The following is a 15,896-nucleotide window of genomic DNA, read 5'->3' as shown; positions in this document are numbered from 1 at the left end:
TTGCTCCTGAGATGAATCGACGACGTGGCCTTCCCAGAAGACCACGCCCAACATAGCATCGCGCATGACGGGGAAGAGGAAGGGGATCGGTTTGTTTGGCGACTGCCAATCTACCAACCTCCGAACCGTCAACCACTACTTCCCCCAGATTGCGCGAAGAACCCTTTTTTTGGCAGGTTTTCGATTCTCGCGGGGCTTTAGCGGCAAGAGCGCTGCGCTGCGCAGCGCGTGCCCACCCCTGGAGAACTCGACGCGATGCATTCTGCCGACCCCCTGTTTCTTCCTTTTGTCCGTGCGCTCAAGCCGACGGTGCGTGCCCTCCTGCTCGCCGCGCTGGCCGCGGGTGTTGGCGCGCCTTTGCCGGTGGCGGCGCAGGCGGCTGCTGTGCGCCACGCCTTCGCCGTGCCGGCCGGCCCGCTGGACCAGGCCGTGGTGCGCTTCGGCCGCCAGGCGGGCGTGCAGTTTTCGGTCAGCGGTGAGCTGACCGCCGGCCGCAGCAGCGTGGGCGTGTCCGGCAGCTATACGGTGGCGGAGGCGCTGGCGCGGTTGTTGGCCGGCACCGGCTTGGAGGCGGTGGAGGCTAACGGTGAGTACACCCTGCGGCCGGCGCCGGCCCGCGGCGAAGCCACGCTGGCGACTGTGCAGGTAAGCGCGGCGGAGATCCGCGAGTCCGCATACGGCCCGGTGGAGGGATACCGCGCGGAGCGTTCCGGCACCGCGACCAAGACCGATACCGCGCTGCGCGAGACGCCGATGGCCATCCAGGTGGTGCCGCAGCAGGTGATCAAGGAGCAGCAGGCGACGCGCCTGGCCGACGTGGTGCAGAACGTGAGCAGCGTGCGCCCGGGCAGCACCTTCGGCAACCGTACCGATTCCTATATCGTGCGGGGCTTCCAGAGTTCCCTGGTGGCATGGGATGGTTTCATCTCCAACCAGTTGTTCGGCAATCCGGGCTTTGTCGACATGGCCAACATCGAACGCATCGAGGTACTGAAAGGGCCGGCTTCCATGCTGTACGGGCTGGGCGATCCGGGCGGCTTGCTCAACATCGTGACCAAGCGGCCCATGCGCGAGGCCCGTTACGACCTCGCCTTCCAGGCCGGCTCCAATGAGTTCCAGCGTGTGGAGGCGGATTTCAACCAGCCGCTCAATGCCGATGGTTCGCTGGCGCTGCGGTTCAATGGGGCGTCGCAGAACTGGGGCAGCGACCGTGATTTCCTGCGGCGCTCCCACCGCGACTATGCCGCGCCGGTGCTGGGCTGGCAGATCGATGATGCGACCCGGCTGGTGGTGGAGTACGAGTACATGAACCAGTCCCAGCCCTTCGATCGTGGCCTGGTGGCCTCGGGCGATGGGGTGGTGGGGGTGTCCAACCGCAGCTACTTCGGCGAGAAATGGTCGCGCTTCAGCCTCAGCGGCGAGCAGACCCGCTATGTGCTGGAGCACAAACTCGATGCCACCTGGCTGTTGCGCCATACCGGCCGCTACCAGGAAAGCGAGTCCCACCGGCTGAGCGCGGACTCGCGCGGGCTGCAGGCCAATGGCCGCATTCTCAACCGCCGTGCCACCGACGGGCGCGACGACTCACGCCAATGGACGGCGCAGTTCGACGCCATCGGCGACTTCACCGATGCCTATATCGGCCACAAGTTGCTGTTCGGCTTCGAGGCCGGGCGGGCGGAGAAGAACACCCGCGTCGCCACTGCCGCGCTGGCGGCGCTGGATGTATTCACTCCGGTTCGCGGCGCCATGCCGGGTGTTTTCGGCACGCCCACGGTGAGCGAGCAGGAAATCATCCACCGCGCGCTCTACCTGCAGGACCAGGTGTGGCTGGGTGAGCGCTGGAAACTGCTGCTGGGTCTGCGCTACGACGATGCGGAGCAGAACGCCACCACCGACGGCACGCGGGTGAGCGTGAGTGACGGCAAGCTGTCGCCGCGCTTCGGCGTGATGTACGACCTCACCGACTGGGCGGCGCTGTACGCCTCCTACGCGCGTTCGTTCAAGCCGGTGGCGGAGGCCGCTTTCGACGGCTCGGTGTTCAAGCCGGAAATGGGCAAGCAGGGCGAGGTCGGCGTCAAGTTCGACCTGTTCGAGCGCCGCCTCGGGCTCACGTTTGCGGCCTACGAGTTGAAGCGCCGGAACGTGACCACCGCCGATCCGGTGAATACCGGCTTCTCGGTCCAGACCGGCGAGCAGCGTTCACGCGGGCTGGAACTGGATGCGGTGGGCGAACTGGGCGGCGGCTGGCGCGTGCTGGCTTCGGCAGCCTACACCGATGCGGAGATCACCAAGGACAACACCTATGCCGCCGGCAACCGCCTGCCGGGCGTGCCGCTGCGCTCGGGCAGTGTGTGGCTGAAGCGCCAGGTCGAGCACGGCGACTGGCGCGGGCTGGGCTTCGGCGTAGGCGTGTTCGCGGCTGGCGAGCGCCAGGGCGACCTCGGCAACACCTTCAAGGTGGCGGGGTATGCGCGCACCGATGTATCGCTGTCTTACCAGCGCGACGACTGGAAGCTGACGGTAGGGGTGAAGAACCTGTTCGATCGCGATTACATCGAGGCGCCGGTGTCGCGCACCGAGATCTACCCCGGCGCTTCGCGCACCGTTCTGGCGACGCTGGACATCCGCCTGTGAACGGGGCGGCGGAGTCGCTGCGGCGGCCCCGCCGGGGGCTGCGGCATCAACGGTTGAGGATCACCGCGGTAATGATGCCGGTGGCGATGGCGACGAGCACGTAGTCGGCGCCGACCTGCACCCAGCGGTGACCGCGCGGCGGCGGGGTCAGGTGATGGGCGCGCCAGTCGTCCACCACGTACTGGCGGCCACGGTAGTCGGGGGGCAGGCGGTCGCCCTTGTGGAAGTTGCCGGGGCCGGGGTGGGCGTGGGGACCACCGGGCTGATGGCCGGGGGCCTGGCTGGCCTTGCCGGGGCCGGTGTGTTTGCCGTGCCCTGGAGGGCCGGGGCGCTTGTCGGTTTGGGCGGGGCCGGGGCGGCGGTCGTCACGCGGGTTGGGGCCAGGACCGCCTTGGGCGAGGACGCTGGTGCTTGCCAGCAGCAGCGAGAGCGCGAGGGCGACAGGCTTGCTTGTTTTCATGGTTGGCTCCTTGTCTGGCGGAGGCTCGATGCTAGCTGCGGGCCGGGAGGCGGTCCATGGGCCGGCCGCCGGCAAGCGGCGGGCGCGGCATGGGCGGGACTGCTGCGCGCGGCGGCCCGCACGGGCTATTGGATACGGGATTTCATGGCCTTAACGCGCTCACCGGACGGGCTGGCAGGGGCTTTGTAGCCACTTTCTAACGATTTGCGAGCAGATATTGCTTGCGGCCGCTTCCAGGGTTCAGCCCGGCGGCCCGAAGCGCTCCGTGTAGAGGGTGCTTACCCAGTCAACGAAGGCTTTCACCCTGGGCGAGAGGTGGCGCTGCGAGGGGTAGAGCACCGAGATCGGCAGCGGAGGGCCTTGCCAAGGCTGCAGGATTTCGACCAGCGCGCCGGTCTGCAGGTGGGGCTCGACGCGGAAGCGCGGCACCTGGATGAGGCCGCAGCCTTGCAGGGCGCAGGTGGTGTAGGCGTCGGCGTCGCTGACGGCCACGTGGTGCTTCAGCCGGTACTCCCGGGCTTGGCCATCGACCTGGAGGCGGAAGGGGTAGTGCTGGTCGGGGTTGTGGGAGAAGAAGCCGACGGCGAGATGGCGCGCCAGTTCGTCTGGATGGGCAGGCGTGCCGAACTCGGCGAGGTAGGCCGGGCTGGCGCACACGGCTTCCGGCAGCAGGGCGAGCCGGCGCGCAACCAGCGAGGAGTCGCGCGGGACGCCGGCGCGGACGACGCAATCCACGCCTTCGCCCACCAGGTCCACCAGCCGGTCGCCGGTGCTGATGCGCAGCTCGATGCGCGGATAGCGGCGGCGGAAGTCCTGGATGCGCGGCAGGATGATCTGGCTGGCATGGGCGCCGTGCAGGTCCAGCCGCAGTAGCCCCTGCGGGTTGCCGGCGGCCGGGCGCAGCGCGGCTTCGGCGTCTTCGAGGTCGGCGAGGATGAGCGTGCAGCGCTGGTAGAAGGCCTGCCCGTCCGCCGTCGGCCGCACTTGCCGGGTAGTGCGCTCCAGCAGGCGGGCACCGAGGCGGTCCTCCAGTTCCTTGATGACGTAGGTGGCGGTGGCGCGCGGCATGTCCAGCGCGGCGGCGGCCTTGGTGAAGCTGCCGAGTTCGACGATGCGGGTGAAGAGACGCAGGGAGTCGAAGCGGTCCATCGGCAAGTCCGGCTGGCGGGAAACGGGGGATTCTTGCCGATTCTGCGCTCGCTGGATATCGGCGCGGGCCGCGGCGGGCAGCAGCCAGCCGCCGGCAGGCTGCGGCGTAAGCCGTTAACATGCCGCCAAGGCGCCGGCCCAGGCGCCATCGACGAACGAACCGGAGCCTCCGCCGTGTCCACTCAGACTTCCTATCTGTTTGCCCCCGAAATCCCCAGCCTGCCGGTTGCCGGCAGCGACGAGCGCTTCCCGGTTCGCCGGGTGTATTGCGTAGGCCGCAACTACGCCGACCATGCGCGCGAGATGGGCAGCGACCCCGAGCGCGAGCCGCCTTTCTTCTTCGCCAAGCATCCGGACAGCCTGGTGGAGGACGGCGGCGTGTTTCCTTACCCGCCGGGCAGCAGCGATGTGCATCACGAGATCGAACTGGTGGTGGCGCTGGGGCGTGGCGGGGTGGACATTGCGGTGGAGCAGGCGCTGGCGCATGTGTATGGCTACGCGGTGGGCCTGGACATGACGCGGCGCGACCTGCAAGGCGAAGCACGGCGCACCGGCCGGCCGTGGGAAGTGGGCAAGGCTTTCGACCATGCGGCGCCGTGCTCCGCGCTGGTGCCGGCGGCGCGTATCGGCCATCCGACGGCGGGCGCGATCTGGCTGGAGGTGAATGGCGAGACGCGCCAGCGCGGCGACATCTCGGCGCTGATCTGGAGCATTCCGGAGGTGATCGCCTACCTGTCGCGGCTGTTCGAACTGCGCCCCGGCGACCTGATCTACACCGGCACGCCGGCGGGTGTTGGGCCGGTGAAGGAGGGCGACCGGCTCAAGGGCGAGGTGGAAGGGGTGGGGACGCTGAGCGTGACGGTGGGCGCGCGGGGCTGATTTCCCGCGACGGCGTACTGACGGAAAATGAATCGGCCGCCCTCGTGAGGGGCGGCCGATTTTCTTCGGCGGCGCGACTGCAGATGCCGGCTCGGCTGCTGCCTTCAGCCCGCCGGGCGTGGCCGGTGTGGCGGAGAGCTGCGGCACCGCCTGCGGCCGACATCCTCAGCCTGTGCCATGCCGGCTCCGGCACGGCGTTTTCCGCAACAACATCTCAGCACGGGCACCCGCTGCCCGCCCGCTCGGCGCTCGGGTAGCGCGCTTCCAGGCAGTAGCGGTAGAAGTCCGCGCGGCTGAGTGGCGTCGCCTCCGGGTGGCGGCTGCGCATGTGGTCGAGGTAGTACTCGTAGTCGTGGATGCCGACCACCAGGCGGCAGGTCTGCACCACTTTCTTCGCCACCTCGCGCAGGCCGGAGAGCCAGCTGGAGCCCAGGCTGTAGCGCTCGAACTCGGCCTCCGACATCGGCTGCGCGTCCGGCCGCTGTGCGCGGGTTTCGCTCACGTAGCGGCTGTAGGCGTCGTCCAGCGAAGGCGCCGCTGCGGTTTCCCCTGGCGCCGCGGTGCCGGCGAGGTAGGAGAGGTCGGTGGCGCCGGCGGCGAAGCCGGTGCCGGATGTGCGATCAAGCATGGGCGGGTACCTCCCGGAAGACCACCTCGGTTTCCTTCGCCGTCGGCGCCGGGCTGGCCAGCGCGCGGCGGATGACGCCGATGGCGGCGATGATCATGGTCACCGCGACGATCATGAAGAAGCCGCACAGCACCGCGTTCACCTGGTTGTTGAAGGCGACGCGGGACATCTCCTCCAGCGTCTTGGCCGGGGCCAGGATGGTGCCTTCGGCGGCGGCGGTGTTGTAGCGGTTGGCCAATGCGAGGAAGCCGATCTTCGGGTTGTCGCTGAAGATCTTCTGCCAGCCGGCGGTCATCGAGGTGATGAACAGCCAGGTGGTGGGCAGGATGGTGACCCAGGCGTAGCGCTGCTTCTTCATCTTGAACAGCACCACGGTGCCGAGGATGAGCGCCATCGAGGCCAGCATCTGGTTGCCGATGCCGAACAGCGGCCACAGGGTGTTGATGCCGCCCAGCGGGTCGGTGACGCCCTGATAGACGAAGTAGCCCCAGCCCGCCACGGCCACGCCGGTGCCCAGCAGGTTGCCGAACCAGCTGTGGCTCTTGTCCAGGCCGGGAATGAAGGTGCCGGCCAGATCCTGCACCATGAAGCGGCAGGCGCGGGTGCCGGCATCCACCGCGGTGAGGATGAACAGGGCTTCGAACAGGATGGCGAAGTGGTACCAGAAGGCCATCATCGCCTTGCTGTTGAAGATGTCGGTGACGATCACCGCCATGCCCACCGCGAAGGTGGGCGCGCCGCCGGCGCGCGACAGGATGCTGTGCTCGCCCACGTCCCTGGCCATCTGCGCCAGGATTTCCGGCGTGATGGCGAAGCCCCAGCCATTGATCGCCTGCGAGGCGGATTCCACCGTGGTGCCGATCAGCGCCGCCGGCGAGTTCATCGCGAAGTAGATGCCCGGGTCCAGGATGGAGGCGCAGATCAGCGCCATGATGGCCACCAGGGATTCACCCAGCATGCCGCCGTAGCCGATGAAGCGCATCTGCGTCTCGCGCTCCACCAGCTTGGGTGTGGTGCCGGAGGCCACCAGCGCATGGAAGCCGGAGCATGCGCCGCAGGCAATGGTGATGAACAGGAAGGGGAACAGCGCGCCGGAGAACACCGGGCCGCTGCCGTCGATGAAGCGCGACACCGCCGGCATCTTCATATCGGGCAGGGCGATGAGGATGCCGATCGCCAGGCCGACGATGACGCCCAGCTTGAGGAAGGTGGAGAGATAGTCGCGCGGCGCCAGCAGCAGCCACACCGGCAGCACCGAGGCGATGAAACCGTAGGCCACCAGGGCCAGCGTCAGCTGCGGGCCGGTGAGGGTGAAGATCGGCCCCCAGTAGGCACTGTGGGCGATGTCCTCGCCGTAGATGATGGCCAGCATCATCAGCACGAAGCCGATCACCGAGATCTCGGCGATGCGCCCCGGCCGCAGGAAGCGCATGTAGATGCCCATGAACAGCGCGATCGGGATGGTGGCCGCGATGGTGAAGGTGCCCCACGGGCTTTCCGCGAGCGCCTTGACCACCACCAGCGCCAGCGCGGAGAGGATGATGATCATCACCGCCAGCGCGCCCAGCATCACCACCACGCCGGCGAAGGGGCCCAGCTCCTGCCGTGCCATCTCGCCCAGCGAACGGCCGTCGCGCCGCGCCGAGATGAACAGCACCAGGAAATCCTGCACCGCGCCGGCCAGCATCACGCCGACCAGGATCCAGATGGTGCCGGGCAGGAAGCCCATCTGCGCCGCCAGGATGGGGCCGACCAGCGGGCCGGCGCCGGCGATGGCGGCGAAGTGGTGGCCGAACAGCACCCACTTGTTGGTGGGCACGTAGTCCAGCCCGTCGTTGCGGCGCTCCGCCGGCGTCAGGCGGCGGTCGTCCAGCTCGAACACCTTCTCGGCGATGAACTTGCTGTAGAAACGGTAGGAGATTGCGTAGCAGGAAACCGCCGCCAGGACCAGCCAGGCGGCGTTGACGTGCTCGCCCCGCGATAGCGCGAGCATGGCGAAGCCCGTGGCGCCGGCGAGGGCGACGAGCAGCCAGATGGCTTTTTGTTTGATTGAGTTCATTTATCCCTTCCGCAATGAAGAAACGAGCCGGACCGGTGATCCGGTTCTACAAGCCCGCAGCGCGTCCGGGATGGGCGGCCATAGGGCTAGGGCCCGCGTGGGTCAATGGTAGCGCGCACGAAAATCGGCTGGCTGCGGATGCTACGGCTTGATACGGGATGCTTTTCGTGATCCCGGCCCCGTCGCGGGCGGCCGGCAAGCGCTTGCATTCGCCATGCCCGGGCGGCGGCGCGCTCGGCGATAATCCCGCCTCCGTCCTCCTTCCCCCTCCGCCGTGGCCGATCGCAACCCCGACAGAATCCTCATCGTCGACGACGAACCCGCCATCGCCGACACCCTGGCCTACGCCCTGCGCGCCGAGGGCTTCGACACCGCCTGGGTGGGGCTGGGCGGCGAGGCGCTGGCCGCGCTGGAGGCCGGTGCCGCCGGTGGATACGCGCTGGTGGTATTGGACGTGGGCCTGCCGGACATCGGCGGCTTCGACGTCTGCCGCCGCCTGCGGCGCTTCTCCGACGTACCGGTGATCTTCCTCACTGCGCGGGCGGACGAAGTGGACCGCATCGTCGGCCTGGAGCTGGGCGCCGACGACTACGTGCCCAAGCCCTTCAGCCCGCGCGAAGTGGCCTCGCGGGTGCGCGCCATCCTGCGCCGCGCGCGGCCGGTGGCGCCCGTGCCCGCGCCTGCCGCCCCGAGCGTGGCATCACCGCCGGCAAGTGCCGCGCGCTTCGACCACGACGCCGAAGGCGCCCGCATCGCCTACCACGGCCAGTGGCTCAGCCTCACCCGCTACGAATACCGCCTGCTCGCAACCCTGCTGGCGCGGCCCGGCCGGGTGTTCAACCGCGCCCAGCTGATGGACCTGGTGTGGCACGACGCCGAAGACAGCCTGGAGCGCACGGTGGACGCCCACATCAAGACCCTGCGCGCCAAGCTGCGCGGCGTGAGGGAAGGCGAGGGCGAAGGCGAGATCGAAACCCACCGCGGCCTCGGCTACAGCCTGCGGCCATGAACACCGGCCTGCGGCCATGAATACCGGGTTAGCGCCATGAACATCGCCATCCGCTTTTTCGTCGGCTACTTCCTCATCGTCGGCCTGGCGGCCTGGTTCGTGCTCAACATCTTCGCCCGCGAGGTCGAGCCCGGCGTGCGCCAGGCCACCGAGGACACCCTGGTGGATGCCGCCAACCTGCTCGCGGAGATGGCTGCGCCGGAACTGGCCGCGCTGGCGAAAACGCCGGCAACGGATGGCTCAACGCCGGCCGCGAGCAGCAGCGAAAGCGCCCGCGCGGCCTTCTCCGCCGGCCGTTTCGCCGCCGCGGTCGAAGCCGCCCGGCGGCGCTCGCCCGGCGCCCGCATCTACGAGGTGAACAAGGCCTCGGTGGATTTCCGCGTCTATCTCACCGATGCCACCGGCCGGGTGGTGTTCGACTCCGAGAACCTCGCCGTCGGCGCCGACTACAGCCAGTGGCGCGACGTTGCCCGTGCCCTGCGCGGCGAGTACGGCGCCCGCAGCACCCGCGACGATCCGAATGATTCCGGCAGCTCGGTGCTCTATGTCGCCGCGCCGGTGATCGCCGACGGCGAGCGCATCGGCGTGCTCTCCCTGGCCAAGCCGGCCAGTTCGGTGGACCCCTACGCCCAGCAGGCGCGCGACCGCGTGCTGCGCGCCGGCGTGGTGCTGCTGGGCGTGTCCGCCGCCATCGGCCTGCTGTTCACCCTGTGGCTCACCTGGTCGCTCAACCGCCTGCGCGACTACGCCCGCGCGGTGGCCGACGGCGCCAAGGCGGTGCCGCCCACCGGCGGCGGCCGCCAGCTCTCGGAGCTGGCGCGGGCGCTGGCCCGCATGCGCGAGCGGCTGGACGGCAAGCAGTACGTCGAGCGCTACGTGCAGAGCCTGGCGCACGAGATGAAAAGCCCGCTCACCGCGGTGCGCGGCGCCGCTGAAGTGCTGCAGGATGCTGCCGCCGAGGCCGACCGCGCCCGCTTCGTCCGCCACATCGACGAGCAGGCCGAGCGCATGCAGCAGATCATCGACCGCCTGCTCGCGCTCGCCCGCATCGAGCAACTGCAGGCGCCGGAGGCGCAGGCCGACAGCACCGTCGCCGAGCTGGTGCGCCAGGTGGCCGACAGCCGTGCCCAGGCGCTGCAGGCCCGCGGCCTGGCGCTGCGCACCGAGGGCCCGCCCGCCGCCCGCCTGCAGGGCGATCTCTTCCTGCTGCAACAGGCGCTGGGCAACCTGGTGGATAACGCCATCGCCTTCTCGCCCGAAGGCGGCGAACTGCTCGTCAGCTGGCGGGAGGCCGGCGAGCAGCTGGAGATCGCGGTGCGCGACCACGGCCCCGGTGCGCCGGATTACGCCCTGCCGCAGCTCTTCGAGCGCTTCTATTCCCTGCCGCGCCCGGCCACCGGCCGCAAGAGCACCGGCCTGGGTCTTGCCTTCGTCCGCGAAGTGGCGCGCATCCACGGCGGCGAGGCGGATTTCGCCAATGCGCCGGGGGGCGGCGCGCTGGCGCGCATGCTGCTGCGCCGCTGAGCCGGTGGCAGCGGCTGGCTGTCTCCCTTCACACTCGCTTCACCCTCTCTTCACCGCCGCTCACCACACTCGCCTCCGTCATTTTTTCGCGGAGGTGGGTCATGCAGAAGAAGCTGTTCATCAAGCTGGCGCTGATTGCGCTGTTGTCCCTGTTGTTGCTGGTGCCGCTGGCCATGGTGGAGGGCCAGATCCGCAGCCGCAGCGACCGGCAGGCGGACGTGATGGCGGATATCGCCAACTCCGCCGCCGGCGAGCAGACCCTGGTGGGGCCGGTGCTGGTGGTGGCCTACCGGGAATGGGCCACGGTGCGGGAGAAGGATGCCGAGGGCCGGGAAGTCGCCCGCGAGAGGGTGGTGACGCGGCAGGAGGTGTTCGCCCCGGAAGCGCTGGACATTGCCGGCGACGCCCGGGTGGAGACCCGCCAGCGCGGGCTCTATCGCGCCAATCTCTACCACCTCGATCTGCAACTGAGCGGCCGCGCCGAGGTGCCGGCCGGGCTGGGGCTGGCGCCGGACCGCAAGCTGGTCAGCGCCCATGCCTACCTGGTGATGGGGGTGAGCGATCCGCGCGGGGTGGATAACGACCCGGACGTGCGGGTGAACGGCCGCAGCCACCGCTTCGCCACCGGCAGCGCCGGTGCCTTCTCCGGCCCGGGCCTGAACGTGGACCTGGGCGAGATCAACCCGGCCACCGGCGCCCGCTTCGAGTTCGCCTTGCCGCTGGCGCTGACCGGTTCGGCGCGGCTGGCCATCGCGCCGGTGGGCGAGGCCACCTCGGTGGCGCTGCGCTCGCCCTGGCCGCATCCCAGCTTCCAGGGCCGCTTCCTGCCGGTGGAGCGCCGCGTGGGCGCGGATGGCTTCGAGGCGCGCTGGCAGGTTTCCCACCTGGCGCGGGATTTCGAGGCCGCGCTGCAGGCCGGCGACCGCGGCGGCCGGAGCGAGACCCTGGGCCTGAGCTTCATGGAGCCGGTGAACATCTACCTGCAGGCCGAGCGCGCGGTGAAGTACGGCGTGCTCTTCGTGGTACTCAGCTTCGCCGCCTTCTTCCTGGTGGAGATTCTGCAGCGGCGCGCCATCCACCCGCTGCAGTACCTGCTGGTCGGGCTGGCGCTGGCCTCCTTCTTCATGCTGCTGATCGCGCTGTCGGAGCATCTGTCTTTTGCGCTTGCCTACGGCCTCTCCGCCAGCGCCTGCGTGCTGCTGATCGGCACTTATCTCGCCGGTGCGCTCGGCGGCCGCCTGCAGGGGCTGGCCTTCGGCGGCGGCATCGCCGCCTTGTACGGCGTGCTCTACGGCGTGCTGCTGTCGGAGGACAACGCCATGCTGATGGGCACCCTGCTCCTGTTCGCCGCGCTGGGCAGCGTAATGCTCGCCACCCGTCGCATCGACTGGTACCGCATCGGCGCGCCGGTGGGTCAGGCGGAGGAGCGCTGAGATGGCGGCGCTACGGAGTCTGCTGGCGCGCTGGGGGTTGGTGGCGGCCTTGCTGGCGGTGGCCTTCGATCCGCGCACGCCTTACCTGCTGGCGCTGCGCGGCGGCATCACCGCGCTGCTGCTGGGCGCGGCGGCCATCGGCATCGGCCTGGCGGTGTGGGCCAGCCGCAGCCGCCGTCTGGGGCGGCTGGAGGCTTGCGCGCTGGGCTTCGCCTGCGCGCTGGCCGGCACGCTGGCGCTGGGCGACGCCATGGTGTTCCGCGCCCAGCGCCAGGCGGTGCTGGCGGCGGACGTGGAGGCGCATCGCCTGGGCCAGCGCTTCATCGTCGGCTACCGGGATTTCGCCGAGGTGGCGCGGTTGGCGGAGCGCGGCCTCATCGGCGGCGTCTATCTCACCCGGCGCAACGTGGGCCAGCGCAGCGCCGCCGAGATCCGCGCCGAAGTGGATGCGCTGCAGGCGCTGCGCCGTGGCGCCGGCCTGCCGCCGCTGCTGGTGGCGGCGGACCAGGAGGGCGGCAGCGTCGCCCACCTCAGCCCGCCACTGCCGGCGATGCCGGCGCTGGCGGAACTGGTGATCGCCGCCGAGGCGGCCGGCGAGGATGGCGTCAGCCTGGCCGAGCGCGCCCACGCTTACGGCGCCTGGCAAGGGCGCGAACTGGCGGCGCTGGGGGTGAATCTCAACTTCGGCCCGGTGGTGGATCTGCGGCCGCAGGACGGCGGCCCCAGGCTGGATACCCACACCCTGATCGCCCGCCGCGCCATCGCCGCCGACCCCGGCACCGTGGCCGCGGTGGCCGCCGCCTACGGCGAGGGCCTGGCCAGCGCCGGCGTGGGCGCCACGCTGAAGCACTTTCCAGGGCTGGGCGGGGTAGCGGTGGATACCCACCATTTCACCGCCCGGCTGGAGACGCCGCCGGAACACCTCGCCGCCCGCGACTGGCAACCCTTCCGGGATGCTGCCCGCGCCGACGGCGCCATCATGCTCGGCCATGTGGTGCTGCCCGGCCTGGACGCCGAACGCCCGGCCTCGCTGTCGCCGGCGGTGGTGCGCCTGCTGCGGCGGGAGTGGGGCTACCAGGGCCTGCTGATCACCGACGATCTCAACATGGGCGCGGTGTATCACCGCGGCGTCTGCCGCGCGGCGGTGGAGGCGCTGAGCGCCGGGGTGGACATGGTGCTGATTTCCTACGACCCGGATCAGTACTACCGCGCGATGCACTGCGCGATGGCGGCACTGCGGGCGGGCCGGATTGCGGCCCCCGGCGGCATGCAGGCCGGCGCCGCCGCGCTGCCGGTCGCGCTGCGGCGGCCGGCGGGCCGTGGCGACGCTGGCGGCTAGAAGCGGTAGTCGAGCGTCAGCATGGCATTGCGGCGCTCGCCCCAGCTGTAGGTGTTGTACATGCTCATCATCGTGTAGTACTTCTTGTCGAGCAGGTTGTTGATGTTGAGCGTCAGCGAGAGTTGCTTGTCGAACTGCCAGCGCGCCATCGCATCGACCAGCCAGCGGGCGTCCAGGGTGTGTTTCACCGAGCCATACACCGGGTTGTAGACGGTGGCCCAGGACTTGGACTGCCAGCGCCCGCCGCCGCCCAGCGTCAGCTTCTCCAGGCCGCCGGAGAACCTGTAGCTGGTGAACAGGCTGAACTGGTCTTCCGGATCTTCGGTGGACACTTTCTCGCCATCCAGCCGCGATACCCGGTGGGTGTAGCCGGCCTGCACCTGCCAGCGCGGCGCCAGTTCGCCCGACAGGGTGGCCTCGATGCCGCGGGTGATCACCCCCTGCACCGCGCGGTAGGCGGTGTCGCCGGAGGGGGTGAGGCCGCCGCTCTCCTCGGCGTAGTTGTCCTGCTTGACGCGGAAGTAGGCCAGCGTGGCGTTGAGGCGGCCGCCGTCCAGCGCGCCCTTGAGGCCGATCTCGTAGCTCTTGCCTTCCTCCGGCGCCAGGTTGCGGCCGCTCTCGTCCTTGTTGCTCTGCGGGTTGAAGATGGTGGTGTAGCTGGCATACACCGACAGGCGCGGGTCGAGGTCGTAGACGACGCCGGCGTAGGGCACGACCACGCCCCGTTCCTTGACGTACTCGTCGCGGTAGTTGGCGACCCGGCTGCCGAGGATGAACTTGAGCGCATCCGCCGGGTTGAGCCGCAGCGCGGCGTAGAGGCCGCTCTCCCGCGTGGTCTCGTCGTTCTCGCCCTTCCAGCTGGAGGCGCCCCAGTCGGGTTCGGCGACGTCGCCGTTCCAGCCGTAGAAGTCGGCCACCGTGCCGTCGTAGCCGCCCGGCCAGTAGCCCTTGTTGGTCCAGCGCCGCTTGGCCGCGCTGGCGCCCAGCACCAGTTCGTGTTCGCGGCCGAACAGCTGGAAGGGGCCGCTGGCATAGACGTCGGCGGCATCGCTCACCGTCTTGCCCACGTACTGCCCCAGCCACAGGCTGGTGCCGCTGCCGTCCGCGGGGTCGGGATAGCCGCTGCCGACGGAGCCGAGCTGGGCATCGTAGCCGTTGATCTGGTGGTTCAACTGCAGCTTGGCCGTCCACCCGTTGGCGAAGTAGCGCTCCAGGGTGGCGAAGGCGCTGCGGGTGTATTGCTCCCAGTTGCTCCAGCGGGCGCCGGGGTTGTAGGAGCGCGAGGTGTCGTTGAAATCGCCCTGGCTGTTGAACAGCGGGATGCCGCCCCAAGTGGAGCCCTTGGGGATGTTGTCCTGGTAATCCACGCCCAGGGTGAACAAGGTGTCGGGGGTGAGGTCGGCTTCCAGCACGCCATAGAACACCGAGGTCCGGCGGCGGTAGTGGTCCAGCTCGGCGCCCTTGTCCTGATAGGCCGCGACCACCCGGCCGCGCAAGCTGCCGCTCTGGTTCAGCGGGCCGCCGAGGTCGGCCAGGGTGCGGGAGCTGTCCCACGAACCAGCGCCGAGGCTGAGCTGGCCCTGGAACTGGCCGGTGGGCTTCTTGCGGATCAGGTTGATGGTGGCGCCGGGATCGCCGCTGCCGGTGAGCAGGCCGGTGGCGCCCTTGAGCACTTCGACGCGGTCGTAGATCGCCATGTCGCTGAGGGTGTTGCCGGCGGAATAGGCGCTGTTGCGCCGCATCGGCATGCCATCGTACTGGAAGTTGTTGATGGCGAAGCCGCGGGAGAAATAGACGGTGCGCTCGCTGTCGTAGGTGACGAGGCTGACGCCGGGGGTGTGGCGGATGACGTCGTCGATGCTGTTGAGGGCGAAGTCGTTCATCTCCTGCCGGGTGATGACGCTGATGGACTGCGGCGTTTCGCGCGGGGTCAGCACCAGCCGGGTGGCGGTGGCGATGGTGCCGGGGGTGTAGCTGCCGCTGCCCTCGGTGATCTCGCCCAGCTGGTTGGCGGTGACCTGCACCTCGCTCAGGGCGCGCTCACCCTCCACGCCCGGCTGGCCCAGGGTCTGCAGCTTGCGCAGATGGTAGCCGCCGTTGTCGCCGCGCACCGCTTGCAGGCCGCTGCCGCCGAGCAGCGCGTCCAGGCCCTGCTGCACCGTGGCCGTGCCGTGCAGCCCGGGGGAGCGCAGTCCCTCGGTGAGCGCCGGATCGAAGGACAGGGTGATGCCGGCACTGGCGGCGAACTGGTACAGCGCCTGGCTGAGCGGGCCGGCGGGAATGGCATAGGCGGCGGTGGCCGCCGGTGTCGTCTGGGCGAGGGCGGCGGGGATGGTGGCGGGCAGGGCGGCCAGGCCGGCGAGGCCGAGCACCGCGGCGGCGAGCGGATGCAGCAGCGGGCGGTTCGGAAGCGGCGCGGAGGCAGGGCGACGACGGCGCATGCAGCAAACTCCTTTCAGGAAGTCCGGTAACGGAGAGGTTTGCTGGTTTGCCGAACGAGCCGGAAAAAGGGGCCAGGGAAGCGAGGTTTTCTGGCAATCCCTGAATGACCGCAAAAACGACAGGCCGCCGCAATCCGGCCCATGGAGGCGCATGTGAATCAACTCACCCGCCTTCTCGTACTGCGCCTGTGCTGGCCCGCGGGGGCCATCGCTGGAGCCCCCCAGTCATCTCCCCCCACGCCGCCAGATGAACACGGTCCGGCGGCGGCGAACCTGTTGCAGCCGCATTAGGGCCAGGCGCAGACGCGCTGCGTACCAACGGCGCATCCACCACCTTC

11 protein-coding genes are annotated in these 15,896 nt (G+C 69.7%); 6 read left to right on the top strand and 5 right to left on the bottom strand.

Translation table 11 applies throughout. The features are described 5' to 3' along the window. The first annotated feature begins 255 nt into the window (after nt 1–255). The gene (locus tag C7389_RS24350) at nt 256–2,637 is read left to right on the top strand and encodes a TonB-dependent siderophore receptor (RefSeq protein ID WP_133595265.1); all 2,382 of its coding nucleotides are present in this window, start codon (nt 256–258) and stop codon (nt 2,635–2,637) included. A gap of 46 nt (nt 2,638–2,683) precedes the next feature. Here C7389_RS24350 and C7389_RS24345 read toward each other — a convergent pair whose 3' ends face one another. Further along, entirely contained in the window at nt 2,684–3,097 is a 414-nt protein-coding gene (locus C7389_RS24345; RefSeq protein ID WP_133595264.1) for an RcnB family protein, read from the bottom strand. A 240-nt stretch (nt 3,098–3,337) separates the two neighbouring features. Next, nucleotides 3,338–4,246 carry a LysR family transcriptional regulator gene (locus C7389_RS24340; RefSeq protein WP_133595263.1) on the bottom strand — a complete coding sequence of 303 codons (909 nt, stop codon included), beginning with the start codon at nt 4,244–4,246 and terminating at the stop codon, nt 3,338–3,340. A 174-nt stretch (nt 4,247–4,420) separates the two neighbouring features. On the opposite strand from C7389_RS24340, the gene C7389_RS24335 reads away from it, so the two are divergent. Further along, a complete protein-coding gene (locus C7389_RS24335; RefSeq protein WP_133595262.1) occupies nt 4,421–5,125 on the top strand; it encodes a fumarylacetoacetate hydrolase family protein in 705 nt (234 codons plus the stop codon). Nucleotides 5,126–5,339: 214 nt separating this feature from the next. Here C7389_RS24335 and C7389_RS24330 read toward each other — a convergent pair whose 3' ends face one another. Continuing rightward, nucleotides 5,340–5,753: a CstA-like transporter-associated (seleno)protein gene (locus C7389_RS24330; RefSeq protein WP_133595261.1), complete on the bottom strand. Its 414-nt coding sequence runs from the start codon at nt 5,751–5,753 to the stop codon at nt 5,340–5,342. Then, nucleotides 5,746–7,812 (bottom strand): carbon starvation CstA family protein, encoded by a 2,067-nt coding sequence (locus C7389_RS24325; protein WP_133595260.1) that lies wholly within the window; start codon nt 7,810–7,812, stop codon nt 5,746–5,748. Before C7389_RS24325 ends, C7389_RS24330 begins: the two co-directional genes overlap by 8 nt. A 274-nt stretch (nt 7,813–8,086) precedes the next feature. Between C7389_RS24325 and creB the strand changes: the two genes are divergently transcribed. From creB to C7389_RS24305, 4 genes are all read left to right on the top strand, one after another. Then, a complete protein-coding gene (gene creB / locus C7389_RS24320) occupies nt 8,087–8,821 on the top strand; it encodes a two-component system response regulator CreB (protein WP_133595259.1) in 735 nt (244 codons plus the stop codon). Between the two features lie 36 nt (nt 8,822–8,857). Then, the gene (gene creC, locus C7389_RS24315) at nt 8,858–10,345 is read left to right on the top strand and encodes a two-component system sensor histidine kinase CreC (RefSeq protein ID WP_133595258.1); all 1,488 of its coding nucleotides are present in this window, start codon (nt 8,858–8,860) and stop codon (nt 10,343–10,345) included. Nucleotides 10,346–10,446: 101 nt separating this feature from the next. Continuing rightward, nucleotides 10,447–11,778 (top strand): cell envelope integrity protein CreD, encoded by a 1,332-nt coding sequence (creD, locus tag C7389_RS24310; protein WP_133595257.1) that lies wholly within the window; start codon nt 10,447–10,449, stop codon nt 11,776–11,778. 1 nt (nt 11,779) lies between these two features. Then, nucleotides 11,780–13,117 (top strand): glycoside hydrolase family 3 N-terminal domain-containing protein, encoded by a 1,338-nt coding sequence (locus C7389_RS24305; RefSeq protein ID WP_133595256.1) that lies wholly within the window; start codon nt 11,780–11,782, stop codon nt 13,115–13,117. Here C7389_RS24305 and C7389_RS24300 read toward each other — a convergent pair. Further along, nucleotides 13,114–15,558 carry a TonB-dependent siderophore receptor gene (locus C7389_RS24300; protein WP_133595255.1) on the bottom strand — a complete coding sequence of 815 codons (2,445 nt, stop codon included), beginning with the start codon at nt 15,556–15,558 and terminating at the stop codon, nt 13,114–13,116. The genes C7389_RS24305 and C7389_RS24300 overlap by 4 nt on opposite strands. Between the last annotated feature and the right edge of the window lie 338 nt (nt 15,559–15,896).

Origin of the sequence: Azoarcus indigens (assembly GCF_004361735.1) — a bacterium.
Classification (GTDB): domain Bacteria; phylum Pseudomonadota; class Gammaproteobacteria; order Burkholderiales; family Rhodocyclaceae; genus Azoarcus; species Azoarcus indigens.
Note: the sequence above shows the minus strand (reverse complement) of the source record. Positions and strands in the feature narration are given on the sequence as shown.

Coding starts and splice junctions, on each gene's coding strand:
- C7389_RS24305 (WP_133595256.1), top strand. CDS start 11,780: ATGGCGGCGCTACGGAGTCTGCTGGCGCGCTGGGGGTTGGTGGCGGCC.
- creD (WP_133595257.1), top strand. CDS start 10,447: ATGCAGAAGAAGCTGTTCATCAAGCTGGCGCTGATTGCGCTGTTGTCC.
- C7389_RS24300 (WP_133595255.1), bottom strand. CDS start 15,558: ATGCGCCGTCGTCGCCCTGCCTCCGCGCCGCTTCCGAACCGCCCGCTG.
- C7389_RS24340 (WP_133595263.1), bottom strand. CDS start 4,246: ATGGACCGCTTCGACTCCCTGCGTCTCTTCACCCGCATCGTCGAACTC.
- C7389_RS24325 (WP_133595260.1), bottom strand. CDS start 7,812: ATGAACTCAATCAAACAAAAAGCCATCTGGCTGCTCGTCGCCCTCGCC.
- creC (WP_133595258.1), top strand. CDS start 8,858: ATGAACATCGCCATCCGCTTTTTCGTCGGCTACTTCCTCATCGTCGGC.
- C7389_RS24350 (WP_133595265.1), top strand. CDS start 256: ATGCATTCTGCCGACCCCCTGTTTCTTCCTTTTGTCCGTGCGCTCAAG.
- C7389_RS24330 (WP_133595261.1), bottom strand. CDS start 5,753: ATGCTTGATCGCACATCCGGCACCGGCTTCGCCGCCGGCGCCACCGAC.
- C7389_RS24345 (WP_133595264.1), bottom strand. CDS start 3,097: ATGAAAACAAGCAAGCCTGTCGCCCTCGCGCTCTCGCTGCTGCTGGCA.